This is a genomic window from Streptomyces sp. NPDC044002 (genome assembly GCF_056434525.1).
Genome location: NZ_JBWKEZ010000042.1, coordinates 39,316 through 57,074, shown reverse-complemented (window position 1 = coordinate 57,074; position 17,759 = coordinate 39,316). Strand labels below are relative to the sequence as shown.

The window sequence follows — 17,759 nt, the reverse complement described above, 5'->3', positions numbered from 1 at the left end:
ACCAGCCGCTGCGTACCAGCCCCCGTACCAGCCGCCCCGGACGTCCGGCTCAGCGGGAGGCGGTCACCGACAGGGCCGGGAACAGGTCCTGGAAGGGCCCGGCGGAGTCGTTCCCGTCCCGCCCGTAGGGGGCGTCGAAGCTCCACACCATGAACAGCAGGAACACGATCAGCGCGCTGAACAGGCCGGCCAGCAGCAGCTCGCGCCCGGAGCGCCGGATCTGCAGGGTGAAGATCAGCCCGATGGTGACGACGCCGCCGACCACCAGCCCGATCCAGACCACGCTCGGCAGGGTGGACTCGTCGCTCTGCGTGCGCGAGTGCCGGGCGTCGTCCGCGGCCGCGATGTGGTCGAGCAGCGGCTGGTAGGCCTGCGCCTGGAGCTCGTTGGCGGGGCTCTGGTGGGTGACGTCGGTGCGCAGCTTGCCCAGGAGCTGGGCGCCCTCGGCGGAGGCGTCCTGGCCGGAGACCAGCCGCGGCCAGTCCACGCTGACGGTGTGGGCGACGTACGCGTCCACCTCGCCGCGGATCCGGTCGCGGACGGGCCCGGGGTAGACGTCGGCCCGCTGGGTGACCTCGTACAGCGACTGGGCCTCGCGGCGCACGCTGTCCTCGGCCGCGCCGCGCGCCTCCCAGACGCCCGCGATGGCCAGGCCCAGGACGATCGCGTAGACCACGCCGACCATCATCGTCATGTACTCGATGACGTCGGGGGTTTCGCTGGTGTCCTCGTCGTCCGCGACCCGGCGGTGCCGGACCACGGTCATGGCGAGGACGAGGGCGCAGACGAGCGCCATGGCGACGGCCAGGACCAGCCATTCGGACACGAGGGATCTCCCGTTCGTGGATGCGTGGATGCGTGGATGCGCGAGGGGGCGGGGCGCCCGGGGACGTCAGCTCCGGCTCTTGGAGCGGGGGCGCAGCGCGGCGGCGGCCAGCACGGCCGGGGTGGTCACGACCACCATCAGCATCATGGTGCTCAGTCCGTCCGGGCCGCGCCGCTGCAGGGCCACCGAGTGGTACGGGCGCACGTGGAACCTGCTCACCCGTTCGACGGCGGCTGCGGCCCCGGGCGGGGCGGGGGCATCGGCCGGGGCCGGCTCCGGCTGCGGGTCCGCCGCCGGCGGAGCCTGCGGCGGCTGCGCCGGCCCGCCGGGCACCGCCGCCCCGGGCGCGGGCCGCTCCGCCGGCCCCGGCGCGTCGCCGGGGTGGCGCACCGTGGGCCGGACGGCGCCGGGCACGGTCACCCGTACGGGCGGCCGCGCCGACGGGGTCCCCGGCCGCGCCACGGGCGGGGGCGGCAGGGCGGGCAGCCGCACCGCGGGCGGCTTCGCCGGCCCGTCGGGCACGCACACGTCGACCCGGGCGCCGCGGCCGTGGCCGTCGCCCGCGACCGCCACATGGCCGTGCAGCGGGCAGAGCGCGGCCACCAGCCCCGCCCCGGCGAAATACTGCCAAGCCGTCACCGCGGTCCTCCCGATCCGGCAGCCGATATGAGGGTTACGGCTGAAGAAACGATCAAGGCCCGCCTTCGGACACGCGCCGGACAGGTCAAGATCCTTGTGCGACGGCTCACTTCGCACCGTGCACGGGCCCCCGGGCCGGGCCGCCGGGCCGTGGGCGCTCACCCGCGCGGCCCAGCACACCACGGCGCCCGTCGCCCGCCCGGCCGATGATCGGAGCAACGAGCGGCAGAGGGACGGTGGCGCGTGGCAGCAGACGATGGGCCCCCTTCCGCGAGGCCGCAGCCGGAGCCGGGGCCGGAGCCCGGGCCGCCGCGACCGCCGGAGCCCGGGCCGGAGCGACCGCCCGAGCCCGGGCCGGAGCCGGAACCGGAGCCGGAGCCGGCCGCCGCGGCCAAGGGGCTCCGCTTCCCCAGCGCCCTGACCATCCTGGCCCTGGTCACGGTCGCCGTCTGGCTGCTGGCCTTCCTCGTCCCGGCCGGGCTGTACGACCGGGGGGACGACGGTGCGCCCGTCTCCGGCACGTACCACCGCGTCGAGGGCGACCGGAGCCTCACCGACCGGCTCGACGACCTCTTCCTCGCCCCGGTCAACGGCCTCTACGGCATCCAGGACACCGCCACCGGCGAGGTGGGCCCGGGCTTCACCGGCGCCCTGTACGGCAGCGCCGGCGTCTTCCTCTTCGTGCTCGCCATCGGCGCCTTCATCACCGTCGTCTTCGCCACCGGGGCCCTGGACCGGGGCATCGCCCGCCTCGCGCACCGGCTGCGCGACCGCGGGGCCCTGCTGATCACCGCGGTGATGGTGGTCTTCTCGGTCCTGGGCACGGTCGAGGGCTTCGCGGAGGAGACCCTCGGCTTCTACGGCCTGCTGGTGCCGATGATGCTGGCGCTGGGCTACGACCGGCTCGTCGCGGTCGGGGCGTCCATCCTGGGCGCGGGCATCGGCGTGCTGTGCTCCACCGTGAACCCCTTCGCCACGGGCGTGGCCTCCTCGGCCGCGGGCATCTCCCTCGGCGACGGCATCCTGCTGCGCGGCGTCATGTGGGTGGTGCTGACCGCCGTCACCGTCCTGTACGTCGTCCGCTACGCGCGGCGCGTCCAGCGGGACCCGCAGAGGTCCCTGTGCGGCTTCCTGCCGGGCGACCTGACCCAGAAGGCGGCCGCCGACGCCGATGTGGAGCCGCAGCTGACGCGGCTGCACAAGGCCGTACTGGTGCTGCTCGTCCTGGTCTTCACCTTCATGATCTTCTCGGTGGTGCCCTGGTCGAGCGCCCTCACCGGCAAGGCCGACGCCACCCCGTACGGGTGGGAGCTGGACTGGTCCTTCCCCCAGCTGTCCGCGCTGTTCCTGTGCGCCGCGGTCCTCGTGGGTCTGGTGGCGCGGATGGGCGAGGCGGAGCTCAGCTCAACGGTCGTCCAGGGCGCCGCCGACTTCATCTCCCCGGCCCTGGTCATCATGCTGGCGCGCGGGGTCACCGTGATCATGAACAACTCGAAGATCACCGACACCGTCCTGCACTCCATCGAGGGCGTGGTCAAGGGGACCTCGTCCAGCCTCTTCGCAGTCATCGTCTTCCTCGTCAACCTCCCGCTGGCCTTCCTGATCCCCTCCACCTCCGGCCACGCCACCCTCGCGATGCCCATCCTGGCCCCGCTCGCCGACTTCGCCGGCGTCTCCCGCGCGGTGGTGGTGACGGCCTGGCAGGCGGCCAGCGGCTGGATGAACCTCTGGGTCCCCACGACGGCGGTCACCATCGGCGGCGTCGCCCTGGCCAAGGTCGGCTACGACAAATACCTCCGCTTCGTCTGGCCACTGCTGGCGATCCTGTTCGTGCTGATCTGCGGCTTCCTGGCGGTGGGCGCGGCGATGTGACGGCCCGTGAGCAGACCGGGGCACCTCGCCTAGGCTGTCGGTATGTCCGCATCCATACCCTCCGCACCCGTCCCGCCCGCCCCGCCCGTCGCCGTCTGGCGGGCGCTGCGGCGGCCGCTGCGGTTCCTGGGCTCCTGGTGGCCCTGGCGGTGCTGGGCGTACCTCGGGAGCGGGTTCCCGCTCGGGTACGGGGTGCTGCTCGCGCTGGCGCTGCTCCTCGGGCTCGGGGTGCTGCTCGCCGTGGCCGGGGTCGGGCTGCTGCTGCTGACCGCCGCCCTGGCGGGGGCGGTGCCGCTCGGGGAGCTGGAGCGGCGCCGGCTGCGGTGGGTCGAGCCGGAGCCGGTGGCCGACCCGCACACCTCGCTCGCCGGGGCCGGCCCCGCCGCCTGGCTGCGGACCCGGCTGCGCGAGCGCGCCACCTGGCGGGAGTTCGGGTACGCCGTGCTGCTCGGCGTGGTCTTCGCGGCGGCCGGCTTCGGGGTGCTGTCACTGCTGGCGTTCTCCCTGATGCTGGTGGCCTCCCCCGTCATCGTGTGGGCGCTCGCGCCGGAGCCGGTGATGCTGGTGCCCGGCGAGGTGGTGGCCGGGCCGCTGGAGGCACTGGGCGGTACGGCCGCGGGGCTGGCCGGGCTGGTGCTGACCGCGTACGCGGGCGCGCTGATCGCCGGGGCCCAGGTCAAGTGCGCCCGGCTGCTGCTCGGGCCGCGCGCGGAGGACGACCGGGTGCTGGAGCTGACCCGCTCGCGCGTCCGGCTGGTCGAGGCCTTCGAAGCCGAACGGCGGCGCATCGAACGGGACCTGCACGACGGGGCCCAGCAGCAGCTGGTGGCCCTCAGCATGACCCTGGGCCTCGCCGAACTGCGGCTGCGCTCACACCCGGAGGCGGCGGACGCGGCCGCACTGGTGAGCCGGGGCCGCGAGGAGGCCAGACTGGCCCTCGCCCAACTGCGGGACCTCGTAAGGGGGATCCACCCCCAGGTGCTCACCGACCACGGGCTCGCGGCGGCGGTGGCGGAGGTCGCGCTGCGCCACCCCGTGCCGGTCACGGTGGACCTGGAGCTGCCCCGGCTGCCCGAACCGGTCGAGGTCACGGCGTACTTCACCGTCGCCGAGGCCCTCGCCAACGCGGCCAAGCACAGCGGCGCCTCACGGGTCGGCGTCGCCGGTAGGGTCGAGGGCGACCGGCTCACCCTCACCATCACCGACGACGGCCGCGGCGGGGCCGATCCCGGCGCGGGGGCGGGCCTGGCGGGTCTCGCGGACAGGGTGGCGATGTTGCAGGGCAGGCTGACGGTGTCCAGTCCGGTGGGCGGTCCGACCGAGCTGAGGGTGGAGGTCCCGTGCTCCGGGTGATCCTGGCCGAGGACTCCGTACTGCTGCGGGCCGGGCTGACGGAACTGCTGACCCTCGGCGGCCACCGCGTCCTCGCCTCCGTCGGCGACGCCCCCGCGCTGCTGCGCGCCGTGGCCGCCGAACGGCCCGACGTGGTCGTCACGGACGTGCGGATGCCGCCCGGGCTGCGCGACGAGGGGCTGCGGGCCGCCCTCGAACTGCGCTCCGCGGACCCCTCCCTGCCGGTCCTGGTGCTCTCGCAGTACGTGGCCACGGCGTACGCGACCCAGCTCTTCACCGGCGGTTCGGCGGCCGGGCTGGGCTACCTGCTCAAGGACCGGGTCGGGGAGGTGGAGGAGTTCCTCGACGCGCTGCGCCGGGTGCACGAGGGGCAGACGGTCATCGACCCGGAGGTGGTCCGCGTGCTGCTCGCGCCGCGGCCTGCGAACGAGCCGATGGCCCGCCTGACCCCGCGCGAGCGGGAGGTGCTCGCGCTGATGGCGGAGGGCCTCAACAACCAGGCCCTGGCGGCCCGCCTGTTCATCACCGAGGCCTCCGTCGTCAAGCACGCGAGCAGCATCTTCACGAAGCTGGACCTGGACCCGACGGAGGGCAACCGGCGAGTTCTGGCCGTTCTGGCCCATATGCGCGGCACTGCGGATTCCGCATAGTGATCAGGACGTGACCTGCGGGTGTTCAGTTCATATTGAGTGGTCGCTAAGGTCGCCGGGTGTCGAAGAACGATGAGATCACGCCAGGCCGCGACGAGTCCGAGGAGGAGCGCTGGCGAGCCTTCCAGAGGGAGTTCGAGCGGGCCAACGGGCCCCTGGAGCAGCCCGCGCCCGCGCCGCCGAAGCGGGTGTGGTCCCGCAACCTGGCCCTGGCCCTGCTGGCGGGATCGCTCGCCTTCGCCGCGCTGAAGCTGACGTCCGCCGCCTCCGAGGACGGCCCCACGGCCACCGCGGCCGCCAACACCACGCCCGGGGCCACGCCCTCGCCCGCGGCTCCGGCCGCCCCGGCGGCCACCGCCGCCGCCCGGCCGATGGTCCCGCTGGCCGAGGTCTTCCCCGAGCAGGTCCCGGACGGTGCCGGGGGCTCCTTCACCCGGGTGGGCTCGGCCGTGATGCCGTCCTGCACCGAGCGCGACTCGGTCGGCCCGCGCCTCGCCGCCCTGATCGAGTCGGGCCGGGGCTGCGTGGGCGAGCAGATCGCGCTCTACAAGGACGCCCGGAACAACCAGTACAACCTGGCCGTCTTCACCATGAAGGACCCCCAGGACGCACTGAGGGCGGTGACCGAGCTGACCATGGCCTTCAACGACTACCAGGTGGGCACGCAGGCCCCGCCGCGCGGATCCGGCCTGGCCACCCTCGGCCCCGAGACCGGGATGGTGCAGTCCTTCGCCGGCTACGGCCGGGTCATGGTGGTCTCCCTGGGGCAGTGGTCCGACGGCCGGACCGGCGACTTCCAGAAGCTGGTCGACGGGATGCAGCCGCTCCAGAAGGGAGTCACCGACCGGGTGACGCGGTACGAGGGGAACCACTGAACCCTTCCCGGGAGCGCGCCACGATCCGCGAGGCGGCCGGACCCGCCGGCCCGGCCGGGGCCGCCGAGCGGGCCCAGGCCGCCAGCAGGAGCGGCAGCGCCAGGTAGCCGAAGCGGCCCGCCGGGGCCAGCAGGAAGGCCAGGGTCAGGCCGAGCGCGAGCCGGTCGGCCGCGGCCACCACCGTGCGCGGCGGGCGCACCAGCAGCGACACCGCCACCCCCAGCCCCCCGAGCGCCAGCAGACCCACCGTCAGGTACCAGCCCCACGGCCCGAGTTCCGCCAGCAGGTGCCCCGGCAGCGGGCTGCTCGCCGGGGTCGGCACCTCGGCCCGCCCGGTCGGGAAGGCGAACACCTGCCGCCACAGCTCCCCCGGCTGGAGCAGCAGGCCCGGCGCCACGAGGGCGGCCGTGCCCAGCAGCGTCACCAGAGCGCACCGCAGCGCGGCCCGCCGGCCCCGGCACGCCGTGAGGAGGGCCAGCACCACCGCCACCGCGGGCAGCGCCGTCCACTTGAGGGCGCACGCCGCGGCCAGGGCCGCCCCGGAGGCCGCCGGGCGGCCGGAGGCGGCCGCCGCGAGGGCCAGGCAGCACAGCCCCGCCAGCGGCAGGTCCACCCCGCTCACCGCGAGCGGGAGCGCCACCACCGGCGAGGCCACCAGGGCCGGGAGCAGCGGGGAGGGGGCCGCGCCCAGCAGGCGGCGGCCCGCCCGCATCCCGCCGAACAGCACGGCCGCGCACCACAGCCGGGCGTCGCCCAGCAGGCGCACCGCCCACTGGTGCCCGTCGCCCCAGCCGTCGCCGAGCAGGGCGCGCGGGATGCCCAGGAGGGCCATGCCGGGGAGGTAGGGGGTGTACTCCTCGACCCCGGCGGGCTGGTCCACGTAAAGCCTTCCGGTCTCCAGCAGGAGCCGCCCGGACCGTTCGATGACGCCGACCTCGGACTGCCCCTGTCCGGTGAGCACCAGGTACAGCAGCGGTACGGCGACCGCGCCCAGCAGCGCCGCGGCGAGCGCCTCCCGGCGCCGGCCCAGGGCGGTGGCGGCCGCGGCGGCAAGGTATCCGGCGGCCGCGCACCAGCCCCACAGGCGGTGCGGGGCGAGGGCGGAGAACAGCGGGAACGACAGTGCCCAGGCGGCCGCGAGCAGCCAGCCGGCGGTCCACCGCGCGGTACGGGAAGGGGTCATGGACCCATTCCAGCCGCGCGCCCCCGGCCGGGTCTGCACGCCCAGGTGGAGTTCTCACGGTGGGGTTTTGCCTACCATCGGGGTCCGGCCCGCCCCCGGACGCACCCGCCCGGCCCGCCCCCGGAGCCGGCGGCCCGGCCCGCCCCCGGACGCGCCCGCCCGGCCCGCCCCCGGAGCCGGCGGCCCGGCATGCCCCCGGCTGCGTCCGTCCGCCCCGCCCCCGGGTACGCCGAAGGGGCGCGGCCGTGCGGGCCGCGCCCCTCCAGGGCGGTCACCGGAGCGCTCAGGCCTCCGGGTCGCCGCCGAAGCGCTCGCGGTAGGACTCCAGGTCCTCCTCGGTGACCCGGGCGAAGAGCACCGGCGGCACGGTGAACGGCGTCCCGGCCGGGACGGCGTCCAGGGCCTTGGCCTGCTCCGGGGTGACCCAGGCGGCGGTGTCGCCGGGCAGCTCGAAGGAGGAGCGCATGGCGCGCGCCGAGGCCGGGATGAACGGCTCGGAGACCACCGAGTAGAGGTGGATGAGGTTCATCGCGGTGCGCAGGGTGAGGGCCGCGGCGTCGAGGTCGGTCTTGACCTCCAGCCACGGGGCCTTCTCGTCGAGATAGGCGTTGCCGGCCGACCACAGGGCGCGCAGCGCGGCGGCGGCCTTGCGGTACTGGAGGGTCTCCATGTGGCCCTCGTACTCGGCCAGCAGCTCGGCGATCTGCTCGCCGAGCCGGGCCTCCGCCTCGCCCGCCGGGCTGCCGGCGGGGACCTCGTCGCCGAACTTCTTGCGGGAGAAGGTCAGTACGCGGTTGACGAAGTTGCCGAGGGTGCCGCCGAGGTCCTTGTTGACCGTGGCCGCGAAGTGCTCCCACGTGAAGGACGAGTCGTCGGACTCGGGGGCGTTGGCGATGAGGAAGTAGCGCCAGAAGTCGGCGGGCAGGATCTCCAGCGCCTGGTCGGTGAAGACGCCGCGCTTCTGCGAGGTGGAGAACTTGCCGCCGTAGTACGTCAGCCAGTTGAAGGCCTTGACGTAGTCGACCATCTTCCACGGCTCGCGGGTGCCGAGCTCCGTGGCCGGGAACATCACCGTGTGGAACGGGACGTTGTCCTTGGCCATGAACTGCGTGTAGCGGACGTCCTCGGCCTCGTACCACCAGGACTTGTAGTCGCGGTTCGCCGGGTCGGCGTCGGCCCACTCCTTGGTGGAGGCGATGTACTCGATCGGCGCGTCGAACCAGACGTAGAAGACCTTGCCCTCGGCGGCCAGCTCGGGCCAGGTGTCGGCCGGGACCGGGACGCCCCAGTCGAGGTCGCGGGTGATGGCGCGGTCGTGCAGGCCCTCGGTCAGCCACTTGCGGGCGATGGAGGAGGCCAGCTGGGGCCACTCGTCCTCGTGCCGCGCGACCCAGGCCTCGACCTCGTGCTGCAGCTTGGACTGGAGCAGGAAGAGGTGCTTGGTCTCGCGGACCTCCAGCTCGGTGGAGCCGGAGATGGCCGAGCGGGGCTCGATCAGGTCCGTGGGGTCCAGGACGCGGGTGCAGTTCTCGCACTGGTCGCCGCGCGCCTTGTCGTAGCCGCAGTGCGGGCAGGTGCCCTCGACGTAGCGGTCCGGGAGGAAGCGGCCGTCGGCGGGCGAGTACACCTGCCGGATCGCGCGCTCCTCGATGAAGCCGTTGGCCTGGAGCTGCCGCGCGAAGTGCTGGGTGATCTCGACGTTCTGCGCGGAGGAGCTGCGGCCGAAGTAGTCGAAGGACAGCTCGAAGCCGTCGTAGACCGCCTTCTGGGCGTCGTGGGCCTGCGCGCAGAACTCGGAGACCGGGAGGCCGTTCTCCTTGGCGGCGAGTTCGGCGGGGGTGCCGTGCTCGTCGGTGGCGCAGATGTACAGGACGTCGTGGCCGCGCTGGCGGAGGTACCGGGAGTACACATCCGCCGGAAGCATCGACCCGACCATGTTGCCCAGGTGCTTGATCCCGTTGATGTAGGGAAGCGCGCTGGTGATCAGGTGTCGAGCCATCCTCGGATGCTCCATTCGTTTCATTTGTACGGATCTACGCGTGACAACGCGCGGTTCATCGTATCGAACCGGCGAAACGCCACGCGTCGGCTTTTCCCGGGGGTCCGGGGGGCCGGCGGCGGTGCGCGGGGACGCAACGCAAAAGCGAGGACTGTGACCTCTCCGTCACGGCCCTCGCGATGGGCCCATGCTACAGCCGCACCGCCGGGGCCCCGACCGGCGTCCGCCCGCCGGACCCCGCACGGCCCGGCACGGCCCCGGACGGCCCCGGACGACCTGAACAGCCGCGGACAGCCCCGCACGGCCCCGGCATATGCGTTCGTGCTCCGCGGCACCTCGCGTGATCGGCATCGGTCATCATCCGATCACCCCCGGGCCTAATCCCCTCATGTTGCTCCTCCGCCTTCTCGGAGGGCGTAGGCGCTGCTCTCATGGACCCCGCACCAGGGGATGAGGTGGGGAACGGTGAACGATGGCGGACCGGAGGAGTCCGGCGGGGCCGTGGGACTGCCCAGCCGACGGCGGCAGCCGACGCCCATGAGTCAGTGGGATCCGACCGCGCGCCTGTCGTACTGGGCCTTCCACGCGAACCGGCGGCCCGCGTACATGCGCTTCGCGTACCTCCAGCTCGGCTCCGACGCGGCCGCCGAGGACGCGGTGGACGCCACCTTCGACTCGATCATGAACGAGTGGCTGCGCATGCTCCACATGGACCGCCTCGACGCCTACGCCTGGACCGTGCTCAAGCAGCGGATCGTCGACTGGCAGCAGCGCCGCGACCCGCGCCTGCGCCGCCCCGAGCCGATGGACATCAGCGCCTTCGAAGCGGCCCTCAAGGAGGCGCACGCCGACCAGTACGAGGTACTGACCGACACCATCCGCTTCTACTCGGCGGTCTCCCGCCTCGCCGAACGGCAGCGGGACACCGTGCTGCTGAGCTACGGGCTCCAGTGCACCCCCGGCGAGGCCGCCGCCGTGATGGGCGTCGACGAGGCCACCGTCCGCTCGCAGCTCGGCCAGGCCCACCGGCGCCTCGCCCGGCTGCTCGACACGTCCGCCGGATCATGAGGCCCGGCGAGGACCCCGGCCCCGGCGCCGGCCCAGGCGGCGGCCGTGCGGCGGCCCCGCGCACCCTGGCGGAGTTCCTGGCCCGCGCGGGCGTGCGCGACCGCTACCCGCACTACGACCTGGGCGCGGCCGAAGCCCGGCTGCTGCGCGTGCCCCGCGCCCCGGGCGCCCCCGCGGCCGCCCCGTCCCGGAGCCGGCGCCGGCCCTTCGGCTGGAGCGACCCCGCGCGGGACCGCCCGCTGGAGTCGGAGCGGGCCCGGCGGGACCTGAAGGCCGCCTGCCTGGCCGTGGTCGGGGACCCGCGCGCCGGGGCCGACCTCGAAGCCTTCCTGGAGAGCCGGCACAGCGACCTGCCGGGCGCGGTCGTCTTCGGCTGCCTGCTGTACCTGGCCGGGCTGCGCGAGGGTTCCCGCTTCTGGTGGCAGTTCGCCGCCGGCTCCGGCAGCCCGCGCACCGCCCCGGCCGCCTACTGCCTCTTCCTCGACCACTCCCGCCGCGGCGAGCACCACGACGCCCGCCTCTGGGCGCGGGAGCTGGGCCGCCGCGGGTTCCGCCCCGGCGGCCGCCGCGAGCTGCGCGAGGTGCGGCTGTGCGCCCAGGCGGCCGTCCTGCGGTACGTCGACCAGTGCGACGACCCCGACCTGGGCCCGGTACCGCTGCCCAGGCCGGGGCTGCCCGCGGTGCTGGCCGCGTTCCTGCCGCCGCCCCCGCCCCCGGCGCCCCGGCCGCGCCCCGGCGCGGGCCCGCTGCGCCACCCCGCGCTGACGTCGGCCGCGCGGGGGACGGTGGTCCAGTCCGACACCGGCGAGGCCCTGGCCCAGGCGCGGCGCGCGCTGGCCGCCGTACGGGTCCTGGAGCGGCACCCGCTCGGCGTGCGGGCCGCCCAGCTCGCACGGGAGTCCGGGCTGGCCGGGGCGGAGCTGCGCCCGCTGCTCGTGATGCTGCGCGAGGAGGAGTACGCGTACTGCCCCGCCCCCGGGGTGTACGCGCCGGGGCCGGCCCTGGAGCGGCTCGCGGCCCCCGGCGGCACCGGCCTGGCCGGGCAGCTGCAGCGCACCCTGGCGCTGGCCCGCGACAGCGCGGGCGCCGCCGTGTACCTGAGCCGGTACGCAGAGGGCGAGGTCCGGATCACGCAGATGGCGGACGGGCCGGGGGCTCCGCCGGTGCGGGAGTGGGTGGACTTCCGGGCGGCCGCGCACGCCAGCGCGGTCGGGAAGTGCCTGCTGACGCAGCTCGACCACGACGGCCGGGCCGACCACGTGGCCCGCCACCGCCCCACCCGGCTCACCGCGCGGACCATCACCGACAGCCGGGCCCTGTTCAGCGCCCTGGACGCGGTGGCTCCGGGCGCCCCGGTGTTCGACCTGCGCGAGTACTCCCCCGGGGTCGTCTGCTCGGCGGTGCCGATCGCGACCGGCGACGCCGCCGGGAGCCTGGCCCTGTCCCTGCCGGCCGCGCACGCGCACCGGCTGGGCTCCGCGACCGAGGCCCTGCGCCGCAAGGCGGTCCCGGTGCTGCTGGCCCTGCTGCTGTCCGGGGCCATCCCCCCGGACGTCCCGGCCGGCGCGGCGCCCGCCGCACCGCCCGCCGCCGCCACCCCGGAGACGCTGCGCCAGCTGGGCCGGCTCTTCCGGACCCCGCTGACCCGCTTCACCGCGTCGGCCGGCGGCCCGCACCTGGTCAGCGACTCCTCCTCGGGGGCCGCGTACCTCTTCGACGCACCCCCGGAGGGCGGGGGGCCGCGCCTCGCGCTGCCGCAGACCCTGGCCCCGCTCGCCCCGGGCAGCCTGCCCGCCCCGCAGGGCCTGGTGGTCCTGGGTACCCGGCGGGGGCGCGCGGACTGACGCCTACCCGACGGGGACGAAGGAGTCCAGGGCCGCGTCGAAGTGGCCCCTGGACTGGGTGAGGCGGCCGACGGGGGCCGAGACCCAGACGTCGTACATCCGGCCGTTCTCGTCCCAGCACAGGTCGAAAGTGTGCCGGGGCCCCTCCGCGGCGGTGAAGCCGTTCCAGGTGAACTCCCAGAGCGCCGCGGGCAGTCCGTTGTGGGTGGTGGGGACGATGCTGTTGTCGCGGTAGCCCGGGTTGTTGGACGGGCCGTTGGCGTCGGACTGCCGCATCGCGGCGAGCGGCCCGCCCGAGGCCGGCTTCACCTTGATGCCGATCCGGATCGCGCCGTCCGGGGAGACGTAGAAGACCCGCTGGTCGTCCGTGGTGCGCTGGAAGCCCTGGGGCACGGCGAGCCCGAACCCCTCCGGGTCGGAGACGAAGCGGTACCCGGCGGGCGCCGCCTTGCCGGGGGCCGGCTGTGCGGGCGGCGCCGGGGCCGGCGCGGTCACCGTGGTCGTGGCCGTGGCCGTGGCCCCCGGGGCGGACGTGGGCGGGGTGGGGGCCGTCGGGGACTGCGGTGCGGACGTGGTCACACCGGGGGAAGGGGAGGTGGGGTTGCCCGGCCCGGCGGCCCGGCCCTTGTCCCCGGCCCGGTCCGAGAGCAGTGAGGTGACGGCGACGGCGCCGATGACGGCCACCACGACGAGCGCGGCGACCAGCCCGACGCGCAGGCCGGCCCGGCGGCTCCCCGGCTCGGCCGCGGGGCCGGTCCGGGCGGTGACGCGTTCGGTCGGCGAGTACCCGGGCGGGGTGGCCGGCCCCGCCGGGCGGGCCGGGCCGGGGGTGCGGTCGAGGAGGGGCAGGCTGCCGGTGGTGACGTACGCGGACAGCATCCGCTGGGCGTCGGCGACCCCCAGCCGGCGTTCGGTGTCACGCTCCAGCAGGCCGCGGACGAGCGGGGTCAGCGGCCCTGCCTGCACCGGCGGGCGGATCTCGTCGTAGACGACGGCGTGCAGCACCCCGCCCAGCGAGTCCCGGTGGAAGGGCGACTCGCCGGTCAGCGCGGCGCAGAGCAGCGCGCCGAGGGACCACAGGTCGGACTCGGGTCCGGCGGCGGCGCCCTGCATCCGCTCCGGGGAGGTGTACTCGGGCGAGCCGACGAAGGCCCCGGTCTCGCTGATGGTGGTGGAGCCCGCGAGGCGGGCGATGCCGAAGTCGGTGAGCACGACCCGGCCGGTGCCCGCCTCCATGAGGACGTTGGCGGGCTTGACGTCGCGGTGGAGCACCCCGCGGTCGTGCGCCGCGCTCAGGGCGCCGAGCAGGGCGAGCCCGATGCGGGCGGTCTCGGCGGCGTCCAGCGGACCGGTGGCGCCGAGGCGGTCGGCGAGCGAGCCGCCCTCGACGAGTTCCATCACGATGTACGGACGGCCGTCGTCCTCGACGACGTCGTGCACGACGACGACGTGCGGGTGCTTGATCTGCGCGACGGTGCGGGCCTCGCGGAGGGCTCCCGCGGCCTCCTTGCCCTCGCCGACGTGGAGTTCCTTCACGGCGACCGCGCGGCCCAGGAGCTCGTCCGAGGCCTGCCACACGGTCCCCATGCCACCGCGGCCCAGCCTCTTCCCCAGGCGGTACCGCCCGGCGATCACGACGTCATTGCGCGGTTCGTCCTGCGACACGTTCCCCCCTCGACCCGGTCAGGCCCCATGATGCCGCACGGGCGGATCCGGCCACCCCGTTCTGCGCCGAGCTCACCCGGGCTTCGCCCCGGAAGGGGACCGGTTCCGCCCGGAAACGCGAAAGAACCCCACCGGAGTGGGGTTCTTCCTCTGTGTGTCCGAGGGGGGACTTGAACCCCCACGCCCGATAAAGGGCACTAGCACCTCAAGCTAGCGCGTCTGCCATTCCGCCACCCGGACCGGTGGTCGGCCCCGGTTTCCCGTGGCGACATGGACAACCATAGCAGGGGATCGGCCGGCTTCCGACCACGTTTACGAGCGGCCGCCGGTCCCGACACGCCGCGCTGACCTGCGGGCATGCCGGGGGCCCGGCGGCGCGGGGAGGCGACGCCGGCCTAGGGGCAGCTGATGACCTGGCCGGCGTAGGAGAGGTTGCCTCCGAAGCCGAAGAGGAGGACCGGGGCGCCGGAGGGGATCTCGCCCCGTTCGACCAGCTTCGAGAGGGCCATGGGGATGCTCGCGGCGGAGGTGTTTCCGGAGTCGACGACATCGCGGGCGACGACGGCGTTGACGGCGCCGATCTTCGCGGCCAGCGGCTCGATGATCCGCAGGTTGGCCTGGTGCAGCACGACCCCGGCGAGGTCCTCGGGGGTGATCCCGGCCTTCTCGCAGACCTTGCGGGCCAGCGGCGGCAGCTGGCTGGTGGTCCAGCGGTAGACGGACTGGCCCTCCTGCGCGAAGACCGGGGGCGTGCCCTCGATCCGCACGGCGTGGCCCATCTCCGGTACCGAACCCCACAGCACCGGGCCGATGCCGGGCTCCTCGCAGGCCTCGACGACGGCCGCGCCCGCGCCGTCGCCGGTCAGCACGCAGGTGGTGCGGTCGGTCCAGTCGGTGATCTCGGTCATCTTGTCGGCACCGATGACCAGCGCGCGGGTGGCGGAGCCGGCCCGGATCGCGTGGTCGGCAGTGGCCAGGGCATGGGTGAAGCCCGAGCAGACGACGTTGATGTCCATCACGGCGGGCGCACCGCGCATGCCCAGCTTGGCGGCGACGCGCGCGGCCATGTTGGGGGAACGGTCGATGGCGGTGGAAGTGGCGACGAGGACGAGGTCGATGTCGTCCGGGCTCAGGCCGGCGTGCGCGAGGGCCTTGCCGGCGGCCTGGTAGGCGAGCTCGTCGACCGGCTCGTCGGCACCCGCCACGTGGCGGGTGCGGATGCCCACCCGGGAGCGGATCCACTCGTCGTTCGTCTCGACCATGGCCGCGAGGTCCTCGTTGGTGAGCACTTTCGCGGGCTGGTAGTGCCCTAGCGCCACCACGCGTGAACCGGTCATGGGCGGGGTCCCCCTCTGTAGGGCAGGCAGTCAGGTTGACCCAGCTTTGCCTGCTACCGGTGGGTACGTGTGCGCGTGACCCAACAGGATTCCGCCACCGGAATTTGGAGCATTCCGAGCAACTTCCTGCCGGAACCGGTCGCGGTGGCGGATCCGGGAGAATGTCCTCGTCAGGTGTACGCGAGGACGGAACAGGTGGGCTGATCGCGATGGGACGGGTCACCGAGCGGCGCCGTGTCGTACGCATCCGGGGCGGAGCGGCGGGCGTCCGGCCCGACACCCTGGTCACGGAGGAGCCGCTGGAGATACGGCTCAACGGCAAACCGCTGGCCATCACGATGCGCACGCCGGGGGACGACTTCGCGCTGGCGGCGGGCTTCCTGGTCAGCGAGGGCGTCATGGCGCGCGCCTCGGACGTCCAGGCCGTGACGTACTGCGAGGGCGCCACCGAGGACGGCTCCAACACCTACAACGTGGTCAACGTCCAGCTGGCCCCCTCGGTTCCCGTCCCGGACATCACGCTGGAGCGGAACGTCTACACCACCTCCTCCTGCGGACTGTGCGGCAAGGCCAGCCTGGACGCGGTCCGCACGGCGACCCGCTTCCCGGGGCTCGCCGCCGATCCGGTACGCGTCCGCGCGGAACTCCTCTCCGAGCTGCCGGACCGGCTGCGCGCGGCGCAGAAGGTCTTCGACCGCACGGGCGGGCTGCACGCGGCCGCGCTGTTCTCGGCGGAGGGCGAGCTGCTCGACGTACGGGAGGACGTGGGCCGGCACAACGCCGTGGACAAGATCGTCGGCCGGGCGCTCCAGGCGGGCCGGCTGCCGCTGGCCGGCTCGGTGCTGCTGGTGTCGGGACGGGCGTCCTTCGAGCTGGCGCAGAAGGCGGTCATGGCCGGCATCCCGGTACTGGCGGCGGTCTCGGCGCCGTCCTCGCTGGCGGTGGACCTGGCCCTGGAGTCGGGCCTGACCCTGGTCGGCTTCCTGCGCGGCCCGGACATGAACGTGTACGCGGGCGAGCAGCGGGTCATCCTGCCGGGCACCGCGTAGGGATCCGGGTCCGGGTCCAGGTCCGGGTCCGGGTGCGTATTCCGGGTCCGGTTGCGTGTGTGTGTCCGTGTCCGGATGCCGATCCGCCGTTTGCCGGGGTCCGTGGTGCGCCCGTTCCGCGCCGGTGTTTCCGTGAGGCGGAACGCCCGGAGGGCGGTGGCTCCAGTACCGGAAGGACGGATCACGCGTGAAGATCTCGGCTGTGCGCGCGGGCGGTGCCCGCAGGGGTGAAACGGGGCGGCGGTCCGGCGGTGGTCCGCCGACGGGTGCGCGGCCGGCTGCCCGGCGGCCCTGGGTCCTGCGGCTCTCCGCCGTGGCCGTGGCCCCGCTGCTGGCGCTGGCGCCCGGGCTCGCGCACGCCGACGACGGATGGCGGGCGGTCCCCGACCTGCCCACGCCCCGGTACGGCCTCGCGGGCACGAGCGCCCCCTGCCCCGACGTCGAAGGGCTCGCGGGCACGTGCGTGTACGCCATCGGCGGCCAGAACGACTCGCCCGAGCTGGCCACGGTGGAGGCCTACAGCCCCGCCACGAACCAGTGGCGGAAACTGGACGACCTGCCCACGCCCCGCTACGCGGCGAGGGCGACCACGGCCCCGTGCCCGAAGGGCGTCAAGGGGCTCAAGGGACTCTGCGTGTACGCCATCGGCGGCCTGAAGGGCGACGTCAACGTGGGGACCGTGGAGGCGTACAGCCCCGCGACGGGGAAGTGGCGGACGCTGGACGCCCTCCCCACCCCGCGCGGGTTCGCCGCCGCGGCGACGGCCCCCTGTCCCGAGGACGTGGCGGGGCTGGAGGGCGGCAGCTGCGTGTACGCGGTCGGCGGCGCCTACAGCGACACGGTGGAGGCGTACAGCCCGGCCACGAACCAGTGGCGCCCCGTGAGGTCGCTCGGCACGCCCCGCGACGCGGCCGCCGCGGCGACGACCGCCTGTCCCCCGGGCGTGGACGGCCTGAAGGGCACGTGCGTGTACGCCGTCGGCGGGTTCAACGAGACCGACCAGATCCTCCGCACCGTGGAGGCGTACGGCCCGGCCGTGGACCAGTGGCGGCCGGCGGCCCCGCTGGGCAGCCCGCGCGTCGCCCTCGGCGGTACCGCCGGCCCCTGCCCGCGGAGCGACAGGGCGCCGAAGCGGTCCTGCGTGTACGCGATCGGCGGCTTCACCGATTTCAGCGAGTTCGCCACGGGCTCGGCGGAGGTCCTGGACCCCGCCGCGAACACCTGGAGCGCCCTGCCCGCCCTCGCCACCCCGCGTTTCGAGCTCGCCGCGGCGACCGCGCCGTGCCCGGGGGGCACCCGGGGCCGTGCGCGGACCTGCGTGTACGCGTTCGGCGGCATCGGTGACCCGCCGTTCCCGGCCCTCGCCTCGGTGGAGGCCCTGCCGGTGGGCGGCTGAGCC

The 17,759-nt window shown here is 74.8% G+C and carries 13 protein-coding genes, 1 tRNA gene and 1 pseudogene; 8 read left to right on the top strand and 7 right to left on the bottom strand.

Annotated elements, in window-relative coordinates; genetic code table 11:
* Positions 1 to 49: 49 nt before the first annotated feature.
* Both AC07A6_RS27330 and AC07A6_RS27325 read right to left on the bottom strand, forming a co-directional pair.
* Positions 50 to 826, bottom strand: coding sequence for a bestrophin-like domain (locus AC07A6_RS27330; protein WP_362466822.1), 777 nt, complete (start codon positions 824 to 826; stop codon positions 50 to 52).
* Between the two features lie 66 nt (positions 827 to 892).
* On the bottom strand, positions 893 to 1,465 hold the full coding sequence (locus AC07A6_RS27325) for a hypothetical protein (protein ID WP_478778908.1): 573 nt from the start codon (positions 1,463 to 1,465) through the stop codon (positions 893 to 895).
* Between the two features lie 417 nt (positions 1,466 to 1,882).
* On the opposite strand from AC07A6_RS27325, the gene AC07A6_RS27320 reads away from it, so the two are divergent.
* Genes AC07A6_RS27320 through AC07A6_RS27305 form a run of 4 tightly spaced genes read left to right on the top strand, consistent with a single transcriptional unit; the run spans position 1,883 to position 6,215 of the window.
* Positions 1,883 to 3,337: a YfcC family protein gene (locus tag AC07A6_RS27320; protein WP_478778920.1), complete on the top strand. Its 1,455-nt coding sequence runs from the start codon at positions 1,883 to 1,885 to the stop codon at positions 3,335 to 3,337.
* A 42-nt stretch (positions 3,338 to 3,379) separates the two neighbouring features.
* Positions 3,380 to 4,690, top strand: a complete 1,311-nt coding sequence (locus AC07A6_RS27315) for a sensor histidine kinase (protein ID WP_478778907.1) — start codon at positions 3,380 to 3,382, stop codon at positions 4,688 to 4,690.
* A complete protein-coding gene (locus AC07A6_RS27310) occupies positions 4,678 to 5,340 on the top strand; it encodes a response regulator (protein ID WP_478778906.1) in 663 nt (220 codons plus the stop codon). Before AC07A6_RS27315 ends, AC07A6_RS27310 begins: the two co-directional genes overlap by 13 nt.
* 59 nt (positions 5,341 to 5,399) lie before the next feature.
* Positions 5,400 to 6,215: a hypothetical protein gene (locus AC07A6_RS27305; protein ID WP_478778905.1), complete on the top strand. Its 816-nt coding sequence runs from the start codon at positions 5,400 to 5,402 to the stop codon at positions 6,213 to 6,215.
* On the opposite strand, the gene AC07A6_RS27300 is transcribed toward AC07A6_RS27305, so the two are convergent.
* Positions 6,178 to 7,398: a glycosyltransferase 87 family protein gene (locus AC07A6_RS27300; protein WP_478778904.1), complete on the bottom strand. Its 1,221-nt coding sequence runs from the start codon at positions 7,396 to 7,398 to the stop codon at positions 6,178 to 6,180. The genes AC07A6_RS27305 and AC07A6_RS27300 overlap by 38 nt on opposite strands.
* A 283-nt stretch (positions 7,399 to 7,681) precedes the next feature.
* Positions 7,682 to 9,397, bottom strand: a complete 1,716-nt coding sequence (metG, locus tag AC07A6_RS27295; RefSeq protein ID WP_427717142.1) for a methionine--tRNA ligase — start codon at positions 9,395 to 9,397, stop codon at positions 7,682 to 7,684.
* Between the two features lie 537 nt (positions 9,398 to 9,934).
* Between metG and AC07A6_RS27290 the strand changes: the two genes are divergently transcribed.
* Together AC07A6_RS27290 and AC07A6_RS27285 are read left to right on the top strand one after the other, a co-directional pair.
* A complete protein-coding gene (locus AC07A6_RS27290) occupies positions 9,935 to 10,465 on the top strand; it encodes a sigma-70 family RNA polymerase sigma factor (protein WP_362466835.1) in 531 nt (176 codons plus the stop codon).
* A gap of 812 nt (positions 10,466 to 11,277) precedes the next feature.
* Positions 11,278 to 11,997, top strand: a pseudogene (locus AC07A6_RS27285) (IclR family transcriptional regulator domain-containing protein); the annotation flags it as partial.
* A gap of 315 nt (positions 11,998 to 12,312) precedes the next feature.
* Here the strand turns inward: AC07A6_RS27285 and AC07A6_RS27280 are convergent.
* From AC07A6_RS27280 to AC07A6_RS27270, 3 genes are all read right to left on the bottom strand, one after another.
* A complete protein-coding gene (locus AC07A6_RS27280) occupies positions 12,313 to 13,974 on the bottom strand; it encodes a serine/threonine-protein kinase (protein WP_478778903.1) in 1,662 nt (553 codons plus the stop codon).
* A gap of 155 nt (positions 13,975 to 14,129) precedes the next feature.
* A tRNA-Leu gene (locus AC07A6_RS27275) sits at positions 14,130 to 14,214 on the bottom strand.
* 155 nt (positions 14,215 to 14,369) lie between these two features.
* Positions 14,370 to 15,311 carry a beta-ketoacyl-ACP synthase III gene (locus AC07A6_RS27270; protein WP_385762336.1) on the bottom strand — a complete coding sequence of 314 codons (942 nt, stop codon included), beginning with the start codon at positions 15,309 to 15,311 and terminating at the stop codon, positions 14,370 to 14,372.
* Positions 15,312 to 15,520: 209 nt separating this feature from the next.
* Here AC07A6_RS27270 and fdhD point away from each other — a divergent pair, with 209 nt between their 5' ends.
* Positions 15,521 to 16,360, top strand: a complete 840-nt coding sequence (fdhD, locus tag AC07A6_RS27265; RefSeq protein WP_478778902.1) for a formate dehydrogenase accessory sulfurtransferase FdhD — start codon at positions 15,521 to 15,523, stop codon at positions 16,358 to 16,360.
* A gap of 187 nt (positions 16,361 to 16,547) precedes the next feature.
* A complete protein-coding gene (locus tag AC07A6_RS27260) occupies positions 16,548 to 17,756 on the top strand; it encodes a Kelch repeat-containing protein (protein WP_478778901.1) in 1,209 nt (402 codons plus the stop codon).
* Positions 17,757 to 17,759 lie beyond the last annotated feature (3 nt).